This is a genomic window from Streptosporangium sp. NPDC023963 (genome assembly GCF_040639135.1).
Classification (GTDB): domain Bacteria; phylum Actinomycetota; class Actinomycetes; order Streptosporangiales; family Streptosporangiaceae; genus Streptosporangium.
Window position 1 is genome coordinate 111,847 of the sequence record NZ_JBEZZK010000004.1, and the last position, 18,285, is coordinate 130,131.

At 72.9% G+C, this 18,285-nt stretch carries 16 protein-coding genes and 1 pseudogene; 9 read left to right on the plus strand and 8 right to left on the minus strand.

Annotated elements, in window-relative coordinates; all coding sequences use genetic code 11:
• Positions 1-108 precede the first annotated feature (108 nt).
• Positions 109-729 carry an AAA family ATPase gene (locus AB0F88_RS15040; protein ID WP_362682840.1) on the plus strand — a complete coding sequence of 207 codons (621 nt, stop codon included), beginning with the start codon at positions 109-111 and terminating at the stop codon, positions 727-729.
• A gap of 67 nt (positions 730-796) precedes the next feature.
• A complete protein-coding gene (locus AB0F88_RS15045; RefSeq protein WP_362682843.1) occupies positions 797-1,123 on the plus strand; it encodes a cupin in 327 nt (108 codons plus the stop codon).
• A 195-nt stretch (positions 1,124-1,318) separates the two neighbouring features.
• Here the strand turns inward: AB0F88_RS15045 and AB0F88_RS15050 are convergent, their stop codons facing one another.
• Positions 1,319-2,395, minus strand: coding sequence for a helix-turn-helix transcriptional regulator (locus AB0F88_RS15050; RefSeq protein WP_362682846.1), 1,077 nt, complete (start codon positions 2,393-2,395; stop codon positions 1,319-1,321).
• A 121-nt stretch (positions 2,396-2,516) separates the two neighbouring features.
• On the opposite strand from AB0F88_RS15050, the gene AB0F88_RS15055 reads away from it, so the two are divergent.
• The 3 genes from AB0F88_RS15055 to AB0F88_RS15065 are packed head-to-tail and all read left to right on the plus strand — an operon-like array spanning position 2,517 to position 5,988.
• Positions 2,517-3,059, plus strand: a complete 543-nt coding sequence (locus AB0F88_RS15055; RefSeq protein ID WP_362682849.1) for a hypothetical protein — start codon at positions 2,517-2,519, stop codon at positions 3,057-3,059.
• Positions 3,060-3,112: 53 nt separating this feature from the next.
• Entirely contained in the window at positions 3,113-3,958 is an 846-nt protein-coding gene (locus AB0F88_RS15060; protein WP_362682852.1) for a hypothetical protein, read from the plus strand.
• 14 nt (positions 3,959-3,972) lie between these two features.
• Positions 3,973-5,988, plus strand: a complete 2,016-nt coding sequence (locus tag AB0F88_RS15065; RefSeq protein ID WP_362682855.1) for a tetratricopeptide repeat protein — start codon at positions 3,973-3,975, stop codon at positions 5,986-5,988.
• A 63-nt stretch (positions 5,989-6,051) separates the two neighbouring features.
• On the opposite strand, the gene AB0F88_RS15070 is transcribed toward AB0F88_RS15065, so the two are convergent.
• Together AB0F88_RS15070 and AB0F88_RS15075 are read right to left on the minus strand one after the other, a co-directional pair.
• Positions 6,052-7,245: a hypothetical protein gene (locus tag AB0F88_RS15070; protein ID WP_362682858.1), complete on the minus strand. Its 1,194-nt coding sequence runs from the start codon at positions 7,243-7,245 to the stop codon at positions 6,052-6,054.
• On the minus strand, positions 7,242-7,742 hold the full coding sequence (locus tag AB0F88_RS15075) for a SigE family RNA polymerase sigma factor (RefSeq protein ID WP_362682861.1): 501 nt from the start codon (positions 7,740-7,742) through the stop codon (positions 7,242-7,244). The genes AB0F88_RS15070 and AB0F88_RS15075 overlap by 4 nt, the downstream gene beginning before the upstream one ends.
• Before the next feature lie 125 nt (positions 7,743-7,867).
• Between AB0F88_RS15075 and AB0F88_RS15080 the strand changes: the two are divergent.
• Positions 7,868-8,038 (plus strand): annotated as a pseudogene (locus AB0F88_RS15080) (hypothetical protein); the annotation flags it as partial.
• Positions 8,039-8,223: 185 nt separating this feature from the next.
• Here AB0F88_RS15080 and AB0F88_RS15085 read toward each other — a convergent pair.
• From AB0F88_RS15085 to AB0F88_RS15095, 3 genes are all read right to left on the minus strand, one after another.
• Complete coding sequence (locus AB0F88_RS15085; protein ID WP_362682864.1) at positions 8,224-8,760, minus strand: hemerythrin domain-containing protein; 537 nt, start codon at positions 8,758-8,760, stop codon at positions 8,224-8,226.
• 226 nt (positions 8,761-8,986) lie between these two features.
• Positions 8,987-10,792 (minus strand): glycoside hydrolase family 71/99-like protein, encoded by a 1,806-nt coding sequence (locus AB0F88_RS15090; protein WP_362682867.1) that lies wholly within the window; start codon positions 10,790-10,792, stop codon positions 8,987-8,989.
• Between the two features lie 125 nt (positions 10,793-10,917).
• Positions 10,918-12,480 (minus strand): ROK family transcriptional regulator, encoded by a 1,563-nt coding sequence (locus AB0F88_RS15095; RefSeq protein WP_362682870.1) that lies wholly within the window; start codon positions 12,478-12,480, stop codon positions 10,918-10,920.
• 151 nt (positions 12,481-12,631) lie between these two features.
• Between AB0F88_RS15095 and AB0F88_RS15100 the strand changes: the two genes are divergently transcribed.
• The gene (locus tag AB0F88_RS15100) at positions 12,632-13,777 is read left to right on the plus strand and encodes an AI-2E family transporter (RefSeq protein ID WP_362682873.1); all 1,146 of its coding nucleotides are present in this window, start codon (positions 12,632-12,634) and stop codon (positions 13,775-13,777) included.
• 148 nt (positions 13,778-13,925) lie between these two features.
• Here AB0F88_RS15100 and AB0F88_RS15105 read toward each other — a convergent pair whose 3' ends face one another.
• A complete protein-coding gene (locus tag AB0F88_RS15105) occupies positions 13,926-15,563 on the minus strand; it encodes a glutamate--tRNA ligase family protein (RefSeq protein ID WP_362682876.1) in 1,638 nt (545 codons plus the stop codon).
• 221 nt (positions 15,564-15,784) lie between these two features.
• Entirely contained in the window at positions 15,785-16,207 is a 423-nt protein-coding gene (locus AB0F88_RS15110) for a DUF6223 family protein (RefSeq protein WP_362682879.1), read from the minus strand.
• 230 nt (positions 16,208-16,437) lie between these two features.
• Between AB0F88_RS15110 and AB0F88_RS15115 the strand changes: the two genes are divergently transcribed.
• Together AB0F88_RS15115 and AB0F88_RS15120 are read left to right on the plus strand one after the other, a co-directional pair.
• Positions 16,438-17,565 carry a sensor histidine kinase gene (locus AB0F88_RS15115; protein ID WP_362682882.1) on the plus strand — a complete coding sequence of 376 codons (1,128 nt, stop codon included), beginning with the start codon at positions 16,438-16,440 and terminating at the stop codon, positions 17,563-17,565.
• The gene (locus tag AB0F88_RS15120; protein ID WP_362682885.1) at positions 17,562-18,236 is read left to right on the plus strand and encodes a response regulator transcription factor; all 675 of its coding nucleotides are present in this window, start codon (positions 17,562-17,564) and stop codon (positions 18,234-18,236) included. Before AB0F88_RS15115 ends, AB0F88_RS15120 begins: the two co-directional genes overlap by 4 nt.
• Positions 18,237-18,285: the final 49 nt, after the last annotated feature.

Here is an 18,285-nt window from a genome sequence, read left to right on the forward strand (position 1 = left end):
GTTCGTCCCCTCCGGTGCCCGCCGGACCGAAGGCGAACTCGATCCCGCCACTGGAAGGCCGCGAGACGCACTATGAGAGAAGTTCCCCATACCAGCGAGGTGCACGTGATGGCCACCACACCGGCCAGCCGGTCCTCCGTCGACGATCTGCACTACCCGGCGGGATCGCTGGTGCTCCTCGCAGGGCTCCCCGGCGCGGGCAAGAGCACCCTGCTCGACCGGTTGTACGGGCTGAGCGGCGACGAGAGGGAACCGGTGCGCGCCGGTGAGGCCCGCGTCATCGACTCGCGCCAGTCCCGCAACTGGTGGGCCCGCTACCTGGGCCCGGTCCCCCCGAGAGCCCGCATCCCGCTCGTGCACACCACTCACGTGGTGCGGATCGCCCGCGCCCTGCTGAAGGGGCACGCCGTCGTCGCGCACACCCGCGGCACGTGGCCGCACATCCTGTACGGGTTCGCCTGGCTGGCCCGCAGGGTCGGCAGCGAGGTCCACCTGATCCTGCTCGACGTGGAGCCGAGGACGGCCCGCGAGGGACAGCTCTCGCGCGGCAGGGTCGTCACGAGCGCGACCTTCGCCCGGCACTGCCGCCGCTGGCGAGTGATCATCGACCGGGCCCGGGGCGGCGCGTTCCCCCCGGCCGCGAGCGTCACGATCCTCGACCGTCCCGCCGCGAACCTGCTCAGGGCCATACGCTTCGACGAGCGGCCCGCCGCACGGCGGGACGGATGACTTTACCTTCGCCTGGCTCTGTGCCCCGCCCGCCCAGGGCAGGTTCAGAGCGACCGGAAGGAACCCAATGATCGACGTACTGGCTCTCGCCGAGGAACACCTCACCCTCGCCCGGGCGAGCTCGCACGGCCGCAGCGCCCACACCTACCTCAACGAGGGCACGCTGCGCCAGGCGATCATCGCGCTGACCGCGGGGACGGCCCTCGGTGACCACGACGCCCCACCGGCCGCGAGCCTGCACGTCCTGTCGGGGCGGGTCAGGCTCATCGACGAGGATCGGACCGTCGCGCTCGGCGCGGGCCAGACCGCTCCGATCCCGCAGCGGCGGCACTCGCTGGAGGCCGACGAGGAGTCGGTGGTCATCCTCACCAGCGTCGTCAACATCGGCGGCTGAGGACCCGCGGCCCGCCCCCGTCAGATCTGAGGGCCCGCGGCCCGCCTCCCGTCAGATCTGAGGGCCCGCGGCCCGCCCCGTCAGGTGGGGCGGTCCGGAACGGCCAGGGCGCGGTCGAGGGGGTCACGGCCGGTCCGCCGAGTCCCGCGCGGGCGGGGTCCGGCGCCCGCGCGACGGCGTGACGAGCCGGACCGTCTATCCCGCGAGGCGTCGCCCGTCCGTCGACAGCGGTCCCTCGCCGAAATGCGGCAGGTAGTGGCGGAAGAAGATGTCCGCGACGAGCGCGCGCCGGCTGCCCAGGCCGGTCTTGGCGAAGACGCTCTTGAGATGGTCCTGGACCGTGTGGGGGCTGATGTTCAGCCGGCCCGCGATCTGTGTCGTGGAGTGGCCGCGCATGACGTGCTGGGTGATCTGCCGCTCGCGCTCGCTCAGACCGTAGGCGCCGAGGATGACCGCGGTCAGCTCTCCCGGCTCGGGAGGGCTGAGGGAGACGGCGACGAGTCCTTCCTCCTCCTGTCCCATCGACCACGCCTGGAGAGCCACCCATCGGCCTGACCGGGTGAGCGCGCGGGAACGTGCCATTCCCGAGGCGAGCGCGGCGGCGGCCACCGCGCGCAGCGGCCGGGCGTGCTCCGGGGATCCGTCCTGGAGGAGCTCCAGCCAGGTGCGCGCCGTCGGCGACATCGACCTGGCGGTTCCCTCCCGGTCGACGACGACCAGGCCGGGCGCGTCCGGGACCGCGCCGGTGTCCACTCCGGACAGGAGCAGCGAGCGCCGCAGCGCGGCCGTCGCCGGGCGGCCCAACCTGGCGGCGGCCGCCTCGTCGGCGTCGGTGAACGGCGCGGCACCGTGCTCCCTGCACATCACCAGCAGACCCCAGACGTGCGGGCCGTCACGAAGGGCGACCCGTAGTTCGTCGCCAAGTCCCTGCGGGCGCAAAATGTCCTGATAGTACTTACTAGAGTGGATATTTCCGACTGTCGCGCGGCTGAGAAGACTCGTGGTGGACGCGCCATTCGCCAGCTCGCGAAGATTACCCGGATCATCCGCCTCGACATGTTCGATCTCGAACAGGCGAGGGAGATATTCCGGGGAAAAGCCCGCCTCGTTCTGCCCGCCGGTGTCCAGCAGGGTGGACGGATCTATCAGGACCGTGCACCACACGTCAGCGGGCACCCGCCTCAGGACCGCGGTGGCGGTGACGTCGAGCACGTCGAGGGCGCTGCGCTGCCGGGCAAGCCGCTGCTCGAAACCAACCGAATCAGGGAGCATGCCGCAAATCATAAAGCCGCTCCACCGCCCATCCCAGAAAGTTGGGATATACGGCGGCCCTCTTTCCCCGATACATCTGGTCACACATGCACTCGCATCAAACGACACAAATGGGGGAATCATGAAAAGAACGGGCTTCGCACACCTGGGAGCGACCGCGCTGCTGATTCTCACAACGGCGCAGTGGCCGGCGGCCCAAGCGTCGGCGGAGACCGCCGGCGCCCCGGTGACCACGGTCACCACGGTGAACTGCCGCTCCCTGGCCGGCTCGGGCTCCTACTCCGATCCGCTGCGGCTGGGCACCGTCCGCGGCACCGTCGTGGCGGTGGACTGCCCGCCGCTGACGTCGGGCGCCGGATACAACCACCGTTACTTCATCTTCTCCACCGTTCGCACCGCCGGCCGGAACTCGGCGGCGGGCGCCCGCTTCCGGCTGTCGGGCAACCTCTCCGCCGTCCACCCGCGCCTGGCGTCGGGACCCGTGACGGTCCTCCGCTCGCTGCAGCACGGCTTCTGGACCGGCAGCGCCTCCAACCTCACCGGCCGCTACCTGCCTCTCGGCGGGCTGAACCCCGGCACCTACCGGCTGGGCGTGGAGAAACTGCGCAGTCCGCTGTCGTCCCTGTCGACTCCGTGGTTCGATGCCGTTATCGTCATCAACTGACCACGGACCGGCACGGTGACCGCGCCTGCCAGCCCCTGAGCCGGAGGTCTCGCATGCCCCCCGAAGCGGAAGGGAACGCGCCCGATCCCGGCCATGCCGAGCGCTCCGGCGGCGTCCCCGCGGGTGACCGGAACGGCCGCCCCCAGCACGGCGCCGTGCGGTCGTTGCGGGCGAGGATCACGACCCTCCGCAGGGCCGGCGCGGCCGAACCGAGGAAGCCGCCCCGCAAGCGGCGCTTCCGCTTCCCGAGGCGGGGCGGCGGGGAGCGGGGCGGGGCCCGGCCGTACGAGCGGATCGTCGCGATCGCGATCGGCCTGTCCACGATCACCGGGGCGGCCGCCTCGTACGCGGCGGTGCGGCTGAACTCGCAGGCCATCGACACCGACCGGCAGGCCGTGGTGGAGACCATCCAGGTACGGACGGCGGGCGTGGTGGCGCACATGAGCAGCCGGTCGAGGGGCGGCCAGGTCGTGCACTACCGGGCCCTCCACGCCCAGGCCGACGCGATCGAGGCCGTCGACCCCGACGAGGCCAGGGCCCTTCGCGACATCGCCGACGGCTTCCTCGTCGACCAGTACATCGACCGCCGCCACCTGCCGGGCGCGGGCGCCTCCGCCAGGTGGGACTACGAGATGAGCGAGGCCGCCGTGATCCGCAACCACGAGATCTTCACGGTGCCGGGCGACCAGCCCGCCCGGACCGCCCGGCGCGCCGACGCCCTGCACGACCGGGTCGGCCATCTCACCCTCACCGTCGGCGGCACCCTCGCGATCGTGCTCCTGCTGACCGTCGCCCGCCTCGTCGCGCCACCGCGGCGCGACCGGCTCCTGCGAGCCTCCCTCTGCGGGTACGGGCTGCTCACCGCCCTCGCCCTGTGGCTCTCCCTGGCGCCGGTATGACAGAGGGACCCGCCATGACGGACGAGGAGTTCGACACCCCGTTCAAGCGCCGGCTCGCGCTCACGATGACCACGGTGGGCCTGCTCGCCGGAATGCTCACCTACCTCGGGGGGCAGGCGGGCGCCCAGGAGGACAGGAACGCCCGCGAGGCCCAGCGCGCCTCCGTCACCGCGCTGGCCGCCCAGGCGGGGGCTACGGCCGACTCCATGGAGAGCACCGCCAACCTCGGCGCCGCCACCACCGTCAAGCGCCGTCACGACCTCGAGTCCCTGCGGGCCACGCTGCTCGGCGAGCGGGAGCACGAGGCCGTCGCCGACCGGCTCCGGCAGGCGTACGGCAAGCTGGACGACTCCTCCCCGCTGCTGGGCGCCGACGCGGCCGCCGCCCAGCGCTACCTCGGCGACCTCAACAGGGAGGCGACCGTGGCGGGCCTGGAGCAGGAGGCGACCCAGGAGACCGCGAGCGCATGGGGCGACAGGAGCAACACCTACTCGGCGGGGACCGCCCTCCTCGCGGTCGCGCTGACCCTGTTCGGCCTGTCCCTGACCGTCGGCGAGGCCAACCGGAACCACCTGGTGTGGCCCGCCGCCGCGATGGTGGCCGTCACCGTCGCGGGCACCCTCGTCCTCCTCGCCGTACCGCCCGTCACGACGCCCCGGGCGGCCATCACGGCCGTGGCCGAGGGCGACCGTCTCGCCGGGCTGCGCGAGTACGAGAGCGCGATCGCCCACTACACCCGCGCGATCGCGCTGCGCGACGACTACGCGGTCGCCTACGAGCATCGCGCGAGCGCCCGCGTGATGGCGGCCAGCCCCGAGCGCGCCACGTCGGCGTACGTGTTCAGCACGGCCTCACGCAGCGCGTACGAGGCCGCGGTGACGGACATGGCCAAGGCGGTCGAGTACGGCGGCGACGAGAAGTACACCGCCCTGGTCAACCTGGGGGGCTTCGAGATCCACCTGGCCGACTACGAGGCGGCCGAGGAGCACAGCCGGGCCGCCGTCGCGCTCAACCCCGGCCCGCCGATACCCCGGATGAACCTGCTGCTGGCCCTGCTCGGCCAGAAGAAGACCGCCGAGGCCAGGCGGGCGGCCACCGAGCTGCTCCGGGTGATCAGGAGCCGCCCCGACCCCACCGAACGCAACGAGCTCTACGCCGCCACCCGTACCACCCTCGACCTGGTGGCCGCCCAGCGCGACCACGCCCGGCCCCTCGCCCAGGAGATCAAGGGTGAGCTGGTGCGCGCCCAGGGCGAGGAGCTCGCCCCGAACGCGCGGCCCGCGCCGTCGGCCCGGATCCCGGCGGTCAGGGTGGCCGCGCAGGGTGCCGTCATCCAGGCGAGGCTCTCCTACGAGGGCATGTTCAAGGGCGCCAGGATGGCCTCGATCGTCTACTACCGGGCACGGCCGGGCGACGAGTGGCTGCAGCGCTCCGACCTGGTCAGCATCCAGCCCTGGCCGCTCGAACAGCCCTCGGGCACCGCCCCCTGGACGGTCGTCGACGCCGCCTGCCCCGCGAGCGGCGAGTATCGTGTCGAGTTCTACGCCGAGGGCCGCCTGCTGGCCGGCGCGGGCGCCACCCTGTCGACCGGCACCGGCACCGGCCTGACCGGGTACGCCGACTGGGCCGGCGGCATCGCCCTCTGCCGCCCCGACGGCTGGACCCTCTCCCACGACCGGGCCGGCACCGCCGACCTGACCTCCCCGAGCAAGCTCCACCACCTGGCGGTCAGGGTCCTGCGCATCGCCCCGCCCGCCTCGGCCGCGTCCCGCGCCCGGATCCTGAGCACGGTCCGCGAACAACTGGAGCGCACCCTCCCCGCCCGCCCGCTGAGCACCCGGCCCCCGGCCGACGCGATCTTCGGCGGTTTTCCCGGTACCGCCTGGTCGATGACGCTCCCCGACGCCGAGGTCGCCTACCTCTGGGCGGCCCTCGACGACACCGGCAGGCTCCGCACCTTCGTCGCCCGCTTCCCCGAGAACGACCCGGAGATGCTGAACAACGTCATCGGCTACCTCCGCTTCGTCTGATCCCGCACCCGGGAGGCGCCTCTCCCGGGTGCGGGATCCCGCGGGGCCGGAACGACCTCGCGGTCACCAGGCCGCCCCCAGCGCCTGCCGCGGCGAACTCTTTGAGCGTGGGTCCCCGGGACCGCGGTGGACCAGGGCGGTGATCTTCCAGTCGTCCCATCTGCTCAGCGGGAAGACGTCGCCCATGAACAGCACGTGCCGCCCGGTGATGTCGTAGCGGATCAGCCGCCATCTGGCGGCGGTCCTGTCGCCGAGGCTCGCGGCGACCAGCCCGCTGATCTTGCCTCCGCCCGTGACGGGGTACTCGTCGATGCGGTAGTGGCTCACCCGGCCCATACGCGACTGGGTGCGGCCGACCAGCATGGTGCGCCCGTCCGGGCTGATCGTCGCGGCCGTGACCTCCTGCCCCCCGGCCACGACGCGAGCGGCCGCGAGCGTGGTGCCGGCGGCGGCCGTGTCCAGGACCCGGGCCTCGGACTTCGCCACGAAACCGAGCGTCCGGCGATCGGCCGCCCACGACAGGTGCTCGATCCGTTCCACGGCGTCCGTCGTCCAGACGCGTGTCGTCCCCGCGAGCAGATCGACGACCGCGAGCCGGGCCCCGGGGCAGAGGAGCGACGTCCTGTCCTCGCCGCACGCCCTGCCGTCGAGGCTGTAGGCCAGGCGGGCGCCGTCACCGCTGACGGCGAGGGAACTCGCGGCCGTACCGGTCACCGCGGGGATCACATCACGGGTCAGATCGGCCACCTTCCCCATTTCGTCGACCCGCACCCGGTGAAACCGGGTGGTGCTCACGTGCGTCCGGCGGGACGTGACACTCCGGGCGACGTAGAACGCCGTACCCTCGCCGGTCCCGGCGAGCAGGTACCCGCCGGGATCCCGGAAGCTCCCCTCCGGGGTTCGCGGCACCCCGACCCGGTCGATGACCGTCCCGGTGAGCGCGTCGCGGACCGTCACCCCGTCGTCGTCGGCGACCAGCAGGAAACGCGGTCCCGGGGAGACCTCCGTCGTGGGCTTCGCTGTGGGCTCCACCGTGGGCTCCACCGCGGCCGGGCCGCGCATCCACGCCGGGACGGCCACGCTCACGGCCACGACGAGGAGGGCCGCCACCAGCGGGACGGTCAGGGCGAGCCCGCGCCGGCGCGGGGCGGTCTCCACCCGCACGGCGTCCTCGTCGGGACGCAGGGCCTCGGCGCGTACCAGTCCGGCACCGGCGGCGAAGGCGTCACGGAGCCGGTCTTCGATCCGCGGGCTCATCGGGTCTCCTCCAGTTTCACGGCGAGCGCCCTGAGGGCTCGAAAGGTGGTCGACTTCACCGTTCCGCGGCTGACCCCCATGGCCTCGGAGATCTCCGCCTCCGACAGGTCGAGGTAGTAGCGCAGCACCACGGCCTCGCGCTGGCGGCGCGGCAGCGCGCGTACGGCCACCAACACCTCACGACGCGTCTCGCCCAGCAAGGTGGCGGCCTCCGCCGACCAGAACGGAATCTCCCGGTCACCGGTGAACCGGCCGACGATCGCCCGCCGCCGGTGGACCATGCGGCACCCGTTCACCACGGCCACCCGGAGGTAGGGCAGCATCCGGTCGTGGTCGGCCAACCGGCTCCACCGGCGCTGGAGCGCCGCGAAGGCGTCCTGAACGATGTCCTCGGCCGTCTCCTGGTCCCCCACCAGCAGGAACGCCAGACGAACGAGGCCAAGCCGGTGGGCCAGGAACAACTCGGCCACGGCGGCGTCTCCGGAAACCCCGCCCACCGGCCGCTCCGCCGCCGGCGGCGGTTCCACTACCGCTCGTCGAATCTGAGATCGCATACCTCTTCCATGCACGACTCACCGTCCAGGTTGCCTCACCGGTCCCGATCTCTTCGAGCGGTCGAACGGTGCCCCGGTGTTTCCTCTGGGAGGACGGTCGGCTGACCGACCTGGGGACCCTCCCCGGTGGTCGGCGCAGCATCGCCACGGGCATCGACGACGAGGGCCGGATCACCGGAACGTCCACTGTCGCCGGTGACGTCAGAGACCACGCATATCTCTGGCAGAACGGGCAGATGCGCGACATCGGCGCTTTCCTCCCCGACGCGATCAGCCGCGGCGTGGTGGCCGGCGCGTTCATCGACACCACCCAGCCCGTCGGCACCAACCGGCGGCGGTCCCTTCACCGTCGTGGTGTGGCGTCCCAGGGGCTGACCCTGTTCGGGGCGACCCGCGTACGGGTGCCGCGGCCTGGTGCGGAGCCTCACCGGGAAGGAGCCGCGGGCCCGTCCTCGTCGTCGATCAGCAGGAAGTCCGGCCGGTTCTCGCGCCACTCGGGCACGTCCATCGAGTTGAGCACGGAGATCAGCTTCTTCTCCTCGTAGATGAAGTGCGTCTGCATGATCGCCGACAGCGCCGTCACCTCCTCGCGCACCTTGGAGGCCGTGGCCGGGTCCGGTTTCTCCGGGAGTGACTCGAGCAGTTTCCGCAGGTTCCCCAGCAGCCAGTCCAGCTGGTTGTGGTCCGCGCGCAGTTCGGAGAGCACCTTGCGCAGCTCGGGGAACTCCTCGGCGATCGCCGGGAACGCGCCCCTGTCCTCGCCGGTGTGGTGGCGCGTCAACGCCGTGCAGAAGGAAAGACAGTGGGCACGCAGGTCCCGCGGCGGAAGCCCCTTGCCGTCGAAGTAGGCGTCGACGCTGTCCTGGAGGTCCTCCAGCATCTCGCGAAGCCAGATGTGCACTTCGAGCAGCTGTGTGCCCATGGCGGTGAGACGGCCGCCCGCCTCGGAACGTGCGTTCATGCTCTTCCTCCGGATGGGGTACCCGGCCCAGTGTCCCCGAAGTCCCGGGGAGCGCGCACGGCGGGCTCCGGTGCGGCCGGGACGGCGCGGACGCCGGGGCACCGGTCCAGGACACCGTGGCCGACGCGGGCGAAGCCGCCACGGGCCTCCCCCGCCCGTGGCATGACCCGGCCGGGGTACGGCGCCGCGGCGGGCGCCGTACCCCGGCCGGGGACACGGACACGGATCAGGAGTTGGTGATGGTGATGTCGTCGATGTAGGCGGTGAAGGCGCCGGCCGCGCCGGCGCGGTCGTAGCCGACGAGGATCCTGTCGATGGTCTTGCCGTTCAGCGCGGAGCCGAAGTCGCTCTGGATCCGCGTCCACGAGCCGATCGTGCCCTTGGCCGCGCCCGGGTGCATGTCGGTGCCGGTGGTCGTGGCGGCGGCGCTGTCGCGGAGCGTGGTGCCGTCCGTCATCACGAAGTCCACCGCGACGTTGCGGCCGCCCGCGTCCTTCGGCAGGAAGGAGTACTGCAGCTTGGTCGCGGCGGTCACCGGGATGTTCACGTCGAACACCTGGAAGTAGGCGTGCGAGGCCGCGGTGGAGGCGGCGCTGCCCCGGATGCGCAGGGCGGACGCGCCGATCTGGTTGTCCTCGCCCGTCGCGACCGCGAGCGACTGGCCGGTGACGTTGGTGGTGCCGCCGCCGCCCGGGGTGTTCGTCCACGTCGGCTGGGCGTCGGTGCCCTGCTCCACGCTGGTGCGGAAGAAGACCGGACCGGCGCTGAGCGGGATGGGCACCGTGGTCACCAGCGGGTCGAGGCCGGTGATCATGCGGGTGGCCCTGCCCGCCAGGCGCAGGTAGAAGTCGGACGACACGTACTTGCCGTCGGCGCTGGTGGTCAGGAAGTACTGGTCGGTGGGCACCTGCGAGGAGTCCTCGGCGCCCGGCGCGAGTGCCGTGCCCTCGTCGTACTCGTCGAACATCGCGATGAACGCCTGCGGCACCCCCGCCCGGCGCACGCCGACGGCCTGCTCCCACATGAAGTCGCCGGACCGGCGCGGGATCATGTTGCGCGCGCCGCCGTTCCAGTTGGACCAGGCGAAGCCCGGGTAGATGACCGGCTGGTAGGCCTGGCCGGTCGCGTTCAGCGCGTCGCGGTCGCCGGCGAGCAGCCCGCTCGTGTCGCCGACGTACCCCACCATCCACGGCGAGATCATGTCGAACGCCCGGTACACCGGGCCGAACCCGGGCTTGCCGTCCGCGCCCGAACGCCACTCACGCGGCACGCCGCCGATGACGTACAGGCCGCGGTCCTTGAACCAGCGCACGATGCGCTCGGCCTGGGCGGCCGTGCCGGGGCGGTCCGAGAAGCCGAAGCCCCAGATCTCGACCACGGGCTTGCCGTTCTCCCTGGCGTACGCCGGAGAGTCGGTGAGGCGGAGCTGACCGGTGACCACGTCGGTCCAGTCCCGGGTGAGGACCTGCTCCACGTTGGCGTCGGTCAGGCCGCTGACGTCGTACTCGACGTAGAACCCGCGGCCGTGCTTCTCGGCGGCGTCCCTGGCCCTGGAGGTGATCGTGTTGCGGACCTGGGCGTTGGCCGAGCCCGGCTCGACGACGTCGGCGCCGAAGCGCTGGATCGCGGCGCCGTCGATGCCGTGCTGGCTCATCCACTGGAAGTGCTGGTCGATCACGGCCGTCGGGTAGGAGGAGAAGAGCGTCGCCGGCTGGCCGTTGCCGAGTGCCGCGTACCCGGTCTGGTATCCGGCCGAGGCGGGGTACCTGCTCATGTCCGGGTAGAGCTCGAAGGTCTGGTTGCCCGGTGAGGGCTGTGTCCCGCGGGACCAGTGCCGCCAGTGGTTGAGCGGCGAGCCGTCGCCCTGGGCGTTGAACCACCCCTGGTAACCGGCGTACACCTTGTTCTTCACGGTGGGCGGGGCGGCGGCCTGCGCGCCGAGGGCCGGGGTCGCGGCCGACCAGCTCAGGGCGGCCGCGAGGAGGGAGACGGCCAGCGCCGCCCTCAGGAGGGGTTTGTGGCGGTTATTCACGAATTAGCCTTCGGTGGGGGGTGACGGAGGTTACGGATATGTAAATCCATTGGATTGACTATGTCAATCCACGTGGAATCCCGGTCACCGTCTCTGTAAAGTCCCCGCGCCCCCGGCGGGGGCGGTCACACGGCGTCCGGGTGCGCCGCTCGCGCCCGTGAGCCCAGGCTGGGCGTGAACACCTCGTGGAACACGCTGGACGCGGCCCCCACCGCCGCCGCGGCCCGGTTGAGGTGCGACTGGGCGACCTCCACCTCGCGCAGGTGCCTGGCCATCGGGAACCCGTTGACGGCGGCGGCGATCTGCCCGTGGTAGATGTCGGCCACGGCGGGCAGGACGGCGGGCCCGCCGATGATGAGCAGCTCGACGTCCAGCAGGTCGATGAGCCCGGCGGCGCCCAGGCCGATCACGCGGGCCACCTCCTCGATCACCGCGACCGCCCGCCGGTCACCGCGCGCCGCGGCCTCGCAGACCCACTCGTAGGCGGCGTCGCCCGGCGGGACCACCATGCCCGCGGCGCCGGCACGGTCCACCACCGCGGACGTCGGGGCGCACTCGGGGACGAGGTCGGGACCGCCCTCCGGGGTGAGCCGGCCGGTCGCGATCGCGCACAGCTGGCCGACCTCGCCCGCGTTGCCCGTACGTCCCCGGTAGACGTCGCCGTTGAGGAAGGCGCCGCTGCCGACACCGGCGCCCAGGTAGAGGTAGACGAAGTCGTCGGCGCGGTCGGCCGCGCCCAGCCAGCGCTCGCCGATCGCCGCCGCCGTGGAGTCCTTCTCGACGATGACGGTGACGTCCAGCCGGGTGGCCAGCTCGGCCTTGAGCGCCACGTGCTTCCAGTCCCGGAACAGCGGCGGGTCGAGCAGCAGGCCGGCGCGGGGGTCGAGCGGGCCCGGCACGGCGACCCCCACACCCAGCAGGGCCTCGGAGGCGGGGTGGGCCGCCTCGGCGGACTCCAGTGCCAGGCGGGTCATCTGCGCCAGGCACCACTGCGGGTCGGCCTGCTCCGGCAGGGGCAGGTGCCGCTGGTCGAGCAGGTCGCCGCACAGGTCGACGGCCACCACAGTGATCATCTTCGGGTCGAGGTGGACGCCGATGGCCGAACCGGCGTCAGGGCGCAGCCGCAACGGCACGCGCGGCTTGCCGGCGCCCGCCGACTGGCGGGCGTCCTCGGTCAGCAGGCCCGAGGTGAGCAGGTTACGGGTGATCCGCGACACCGCCTGCGGCGTGAGACCGGTGCGCTCGGCGATCTCCACCCTGCTCGTGGACACGGCCTGCCGGATGCTCTCGATCACCAGCTTTTCGTTGTAGGAGCCGAGGGCGAGCTGGTTGAAGGCACGAGGCGCCGGACGCGTCCCGGCCTGCGGCAGGAGCCGGCCTCCCCCACCCTCGCGCCGGCCCGGCATCGGCCCCTGTATCGGCCCTGGTATCGGCCCCGGCATCGGCCCGGCCTGGAGCGGGCGCCCGGCGCGCGAACGGCGCTCGGGACCGTCTCCGGGGGGCTGCCGCGTGCCGGGACCGCTCACCCCGGGAGCGGGCGTCCCGCCCGGCACGCCACGGGTGGGGCGCCACTCCCCCGTGTCGCGGGCGTGGGGCGGAAACGACGGCGCGTTCCACGGTGAGGTGGACGGGCTCTCCGAATCCGCCGCGGTCCGCACCGGCTCGTGCTCTCCGTCCACTTCACGCATGCACTCATCCAACACCCTCCCCGCGTCGGCGAAAAGCGCCGGCTCCCGCGCGGGCCGCCCCGCCCGCAGCGGGTCCGGCCGGGTTCCCGTGATGGTGCGGTGTGAGCCGGCTATGCCTGCGGTGTGAGCCGGCTATGTCTAAGGTGATCTCGTGCCTGCCCCGCTGAACGTCGCGAAGACCCGCACCGCGCTGCGCACCTCGGCGCGGATCTCCCTGCAGATGCTGCTCGTCGTGCTGATGGCCGCGGTCATCCTCTGGATCCTGGGCCAGATGTGGTCGATCGTCTGGCCCCTGGTGATCGCCCTGCTGCTCACCACCTTGACCTGGCCCATCACCCGCTTCCTGCGACAACACGGCTGGCACCCCACCCTGGCCGCCTCCGCCGTGACCGTTCTGTTCCTGCTGGTCGCCGCCGGCACCCTGGTCCTCATCGCGGTCCCGGTCGCCTCCCAGGCCGGCGAGCTGGCCACCGGCGTCGGCAACGGCATCCAACGCCTGCGCGACTGGGCCGCCGGACCACCCCTCAACATCGGCGCCGACCAGCTCAGCACCGCCCTCGACACCGCCACCACCCGCATCCAGTCAAGCGTCGGCAGCATCGTCACCGCCACCGTCACCGGCGTCGGCACCATCCTCAACGGCCTGGTCACCACCGTCCTGGCCCTGTTCCTGATGTTCTTCTTCCTCAAGGACGGCCCGCGGTTCCTGCCCTGGCTCACCCGCCAGCTCCCCGGCCGCCTGGCCACCGACCTGCCCACCGTGGCCGCCCACAGCTGGGACACCCTGGGCTCCTTCGTCCGCTCCCAAGCCTTCGTCGGCCTGCTCGACGCCCTCTTCATCGGCCTGGGCCTGTGGATCGTCGGCGTCCCCCTCGTCCTGCCCCTGGCCGTCCTGACCTTCGTCTCGGCCTTCGTCCCCATCATCGGCGCCCTGTTCGCCGGCTTCGTCGCCGTCCTGATCACCCTGGTCTCCAACGGCCCCACCGACGCCCTCATCGTGCTCGCCATCATCGTCGCCGTCCAGCAACTCGAGGGAAACGTCTTCCAGCCCATGGTGCAAAGCCGTGGCCTGGGCCTGCACGCCGCGGTGATCCTCCTCGCGGTCACCCTGGGCGGCAACCTCGCCGGCATCGTGGGCAGCCTCCTCGCCGTACCCGTCGCCGCCCTGATCGCCGTCGTCTGGAACTACCTGCGCGACCAGCTCAGCGACCCGCCCCCGCACCCGCGAACCGACCCGCCCGACACCCCCGCCCCCAGCCCCGCCCCCAGCCCCGCCCCCGCGGAGAAACCCGCCTGAGACACGAACCACCCGGCGGCGAAGGCCCCGGGGCCTCCCCTGCGGGGAAGACGGGACCCGGATCGCGGGACGCGCCACGGGTCCGAACGCCCTCCGGAACGCCCGCGACGATGGAACGCCCTGGACGGGAACGCCCGCGACGGCGGGATCACCGTCGCAGGCGTCGTACGACCTCCTCGGCCCCCAGGGCGTGGGCGACGGCGGCGAGGTCGGGGCTGCGGGTGGCTCCGGTCAGCGCGACGCGGACGACCTGGGAGGCTTCGCGGATCGATCCGGGGTGAACGCCGGGGTCGGCCTTGTGCGCCTTGGGGGTGGGGGCGAAACCGTGCCGGGCGGCGAGGTCGCGCACCTGGTCGAACCAGCGGCCGGGGTCGGCGTGCGGCCGGTAGCGCTCGGCGAGGTCGTCGAGCATGGCGTGGACCAGCCGCGGGTCCAGGCCGCCGAAGCGGGGGTCGCCGTCGTCGGCGCGCTCGAACAGCGAGGGGAAGAAGAAGCCGTAGGCGGTCCGGAAGTCCGACCATCTGCGCAGGTCCTTGCGCGGGTTCGGTACCCCGTCGCGCTCGACGGCCAGCGCGCGCAGTGCCAGGTCCCGGTCGCCGTCGAGCACGGCGGCCAGGTCCGGGTCGTGGTCGGCGGCCCAGGCCGCCAGGCGGCGCAGGATCTCCTCGCCGGGCAGGGTGGCGACGAAGTCGGCGCTGATGTCGTCCAGCTTGGCCATGTCCACCAGAGGGCCGGCCGCGCCGCATTCCTCCAGCAGGATGGGCGCGGCCAGCGCTTCGGCCAGGGGCAGCTCGGCCAGGCGCCCGTTGGCCAGGCCGCGCAGGTAGTACAGGACCGCCTCGACCGGGTAGCCCGCCTGGAGGTAGTGGTCCACCGACGCTTCGGGATCCTTGCGCTTGGACAGCTTGCGGCGGCTGCCGCCCTCCATCTTCATCAGCGGCGCGATGTGGGCGTAGCCGACGCGGGGAAAGCCGAGCGCGTCGAACAGCTGCAGGTGCAGCGGAACCGAGGAGATCCACTCGTCACCGCGGATGACGACGGTGACACCCATGAGGTGGTCGTCGACGGCGTGGGCGAAGTGGTAGGTGGGCAGGCGCGGGTGCTGGTCGCTGCTTTTGAGGATGACGGCGTCGTTGAGGTTCGCGTCGGCTTCCAGCTCGCCCCGGATCAGGTCGTGGTAGCCGATCCGATCGCCGGGGGAGGCGGGAGAGCGAAACCGCACCACGTACGGCCGGCCGGCGGCCAGGTACTCGCCGACCCGCTCGGCCGGGGCGTCCCGCCAGATCGCCCACCGGCCGTAGTAGCCGGTGGGGACCTTCGCGGCCCGCTGCGCGGCGACGTTGGCCGCGAGCTCGTCGCGGGTGGCGAAGCACGGGTACGCCTTGTTCCGGCGCAGGAGTTCCCGCACGTGGCTGAGATAGACGGGCGAACGCGCCGACTGGGTGTAAGGGCCGTAGGCGCCGCCGGGGTCGGTCTCGTCGGGGGAGACGCCGAAGACGGAGAAGACGCGGTCGAACTGGGCGGCGGCGCCTTCGACCTCGCGCAGCCGGTCGGTGTCCTCCACCCGCACGAAATAGGTGCCGCCGCTGTGACGGGCGACGTCGGCGTCGATCATGGCCACGTACACGCTGCCGATGTGGGCGTGGCCGGTGGGGCTGGGGCTGACCCGGGTGACCTGGGCTCCCTCGGGCAGCTGCCGGGGCGGGTAGCGCCGCTGCCAGTGGCCGACCTCGGGCAGGCCGGCGGGGAACAGGGCGTCGACGGCGGCGCGGTCGAGCGGAGACATCGGTGGTCCACTCCAGCGGGCAGATGGCAGGTGAGGACGGGCGGGGCTCGCCGGTGGCGGGCCCTGTCCCGCAGTATGCCCGACGGACCGGAGCCCGAGCCCGCCGATTTCTCTCCCGTCTCGCCGAGTTCCTCCCCCGTCTCGTTCCTCCCCCGTCTCGCCGAGGCCGGAAGTGCGGGTCACCCGGCGCGGGTCACCCGGCGCGGGTCACCCAGCGCGGGTCACCCGGCGCGGCGGGAGCGGGCCAGCACCAGCCCGCCGAGGGCCGTGCCGATCAGCCCCACCACCAGGGCCATGACCCCTCCGACTATCCCGTAACCGGTGCCGGGGCCGCCCTCGGCGGCGGCCACGACCAGCCCGCCGACGACCGCGCCGGCCAGCCCCGCCGCCAGGGCCACGAAGGCCCCCCTTCTCCCGGAGCCGGAGCCGATCCGGCCGGTGGAGCGGGCCAGCGCCAGCCCGCCGGCGACCACGCCGGCCAGCCCCACCACCGCGGCCACCAGGGACCAGAGCCGTCCGGCGGTCATGGTGTAGGCACCGACGGGGTCCAGCTGGACCGAGGCGTGCGCGGCCACCGGTACGGCGAGCAGGGAACCTCCGATCAGGGCGGCTCCGGCCACGGCAATCACACGTCGGACTGACATGAGGTGCTCCTTTTCTCCTACGACTGGCTGATAAGACTCGACATCGCCTGATCATGTCCGCCGGACCCGCCGCCGGTCGTCCGGCGGACGCGGACACTTCGCGCTGCCGCCGGTGCCGCAACCGGCTGCCGCGGACGCCGCAGGAACCGCGGGGATACCGCGGGCGCGGTAGCCGGCCGATCGTCCGCGCGCCGGAGTCGCCCGCGCGGACATCCGGCTAGGGTGCCCGCATGAGTACAGGACGGGCCGGTGTCCGGGCCGGGGTCCAGGACTGGGCGATCGCCGTCGGCGTGGCGGCGACGCTGCTGGTCACCGGGCTGTCCGGGCGGCACTCCGCCACGGACCTCGCCCTGCTCGGTCACGCGCTGCTGGCGGCCGGCGGCCTGGTGCTGGCCGCGCGCCGCCGGGCCCCGCTTCCCGTCCTGGCCGTCACCGGGCTGTGCGCGGTGGGTTACCAGGCCGCCGGTTTCGACGTGCCCGCCGTCGCGTACCTGTTCGCGGTGTACGCCGCCGTACGGGCGGGACACCGCACCGTCACGGTGGTGGCGAGCGTGGCCATGCTGGCCGCGCTCCCCCTCGCGGCCCTGGTCTCGGGCCCGCACGACCTGGGCGAGGCGCTCGCGCAGGCCCGGGGCGCCCTCGAGCTGGCCTGGCTGGTCGCGGCCGGCGCCGCGGGTGAGGCGCTGCGGCAGGCCGAGCGGCGGGCGGACGAGGCCGAGCGCACCCGGGAGGAGGCCGCGCGGCACCGCGCCGACGAGGAGCGGCTGCGCATCGCGCGGGAGCTGCACGATTCGCTCACCCACCAGATCTCGATCATCAAGGTGCAGTCCGAGGTCGCCGTCCACGTGGCCCGCAGGCGCGGCGAGCAGGTGCCGGAGGCCCTGCTCGCGATCCAGGAGGCCGGGCGTGAGGCGACCCGGGAGCTGCGCGCGACCCTGCAGGCGCTGCGCGACGACGACACGACCCCGCCGCGTGGGCTCGACCACCTCCCGGAGCTGCTGGAACGCGCCCGCACCATCGGCCTGGACGCGACGCTGACGATCGAGGGGCAACGGCACGACGTGCCGGCCGCGGTGAGCCGGACCGTCTACCGGATCGTCCAGGAGTCGCTCACCAACATCTCCCGGCATGCCGCCACCGCCACCGCGTCGGTCCGAATCGACTACCGTCCCGACACCCTCGTGATCCGCGTCGACGACGACGGCAGGGCCACACCGGACACCGCCCCGGTGCCCGGTGTCGGGCTGCTCGGGATGCGCGAGCGCGTCACCGCCCTCGGCGGCCACCTGCGGGCGGCACCGCGCGGCGAGGGCGGCTTCACCGTCCAGGCCGAACTTCCCGTGGAGCGAACGTCATGATCCGCGTCCTGCTGGTCGACGACCAGCCTCTCATCCGCAGCGGATTCCGCGCGCTCCTCGACCTCGAGGACGACATCGAGGTGGTGGCCGAGGCCGGCGACGGGTCGGAGGCCCTGGCTCTGGCCAGGGAGCACCTGCCCGACATCGCCCTCATCGACATCCAGATGCCGGTCGTCGACGGCATCGAGGCGACCCGGCGCATCGCCGCCGACCCGGCCCTGGCCGGGGTGCACGTCGTCATCCTGACCAACTACGGCCTCGACGAGCACGTCTTCAACGCGCTGCGCGCCGGCGCGGCCGGATTCCTCGTCAAGGACATCATGCCCGAGGACTTCCTGCACGCCGTACGCGTCGCCGCGCGCGGCGACGCCCTGCTCGCCCCGTCGATCACCCGCAGGCTCATCAACAGGTACGTCGCCCAGCCGCTCGACGGCGGCACCGGCACGGGGCTGGGAGAACTGACCAACCGCGAACGCGAGGCCGTCGCCCTGGTCGCGCGGGGCCTGTCCAACGACCAGATCGCGGACCGCATGGTGATCAGCCCGCTGACCGCGAAGACCCACGTCAACCGGGCCATGGCCAAGCTCCACGCCCGCGACCGCGCCCAGCTCGTGGTCCTCGCCTACGAATCCGGCCTGGTGGTCCCGCGCGACTCTCCCGACGTCCTCTGACGCCGGGATCGAGCGTCCCGGTGTTTCGGCGCCGGGACCGTCGCGGAGT